Origin of the sequence: Gillisia xinjiangensis, from assembly GCF_046298265.1 — a bacterium.
Taxonomy (GTDB): Bacteria; Bacteroidota; Bacteroidia; order Flavobacteriales; family Flavobacteriaceae; genus Gillisia; species Gillisia xinjiangensis.
Map to the genome: position 1 here is coordinate 1 of NZ_JBKAHK010000048.1, position 684 is coordinate 684.

General features: G+C 56.3%; 1 protein-coding gene. It reads left to right on the forward strand.

Features of this window, described 5'->3' with window-relative positions:
- Window positions 1–229 precede the first annotated feature (229 nt).
- A partial coding sequence (locus ACKGJN_RS16385; RefSeq protein WP_409540640.1) for a Tn7 transposase TnsA N-terminal domain-containing protein occupies window positions 230–684 on the forward strand: 455 nt, incomplete at its 3' end.

A 684-nucleotide genomic window follows, 5' to 3' on the forward strand; every position in this document is an offset into this window, starting at 1 on the left:
CCTTTCACTCCCGAACGTTGCTGCCTGCCGGAGCCCATTCACTTCAGCGGTATCCGTGTCATCGCCAGGGCCAGGCACGCCAGCTCCTGCGTTTTCGCAGGGAGCAAGGTCCTCGACAGAGAATCCCACATCAGAAGGAACGATTTCCTATTTTCGGCCACCGTGAAGCTCTTGAGCCCAATTCGCCCTTAAGGCCGTCGTCTACCGATCCCATCGCTAGGAGAGCCAAATGATCGGAACAAGTGAAATGGAAGCTTCGATTGAGAAGCGCTTGATCGCCGCGAACTCCACTATTCGCCTTGTTTCCTGTGCGGACCGACAAATCGCTCAGATTCTTCGTCCGGTCTGGGTCGATGGCTTGTCTACCGCTCCCGGAAGCACGGACGAGATCCCCATAGAACTGGACCTAGGCAGGCCAGTTCGGAACACTCAGAAGAGCAACGCAGAGCATGCAGCGGGCAAGCTCTTTTCTCCGAAGAACGAGCGCCTGATGGGCTGCGAATCGCATCTCGAGAAGCGGGCCATGATCCTTCTCGAATGCGATCCCACGGTCATGCGCTACTGCGTGCAGCCCATGACACTTCGATATGAGTTGGATGGCAAGCAGCGACACTATACGGCTGACAACTTTGTCTGGCGCGGCGACAAGCTCCAAATTCTGGAAATCAAGCCCTGCACAACAGC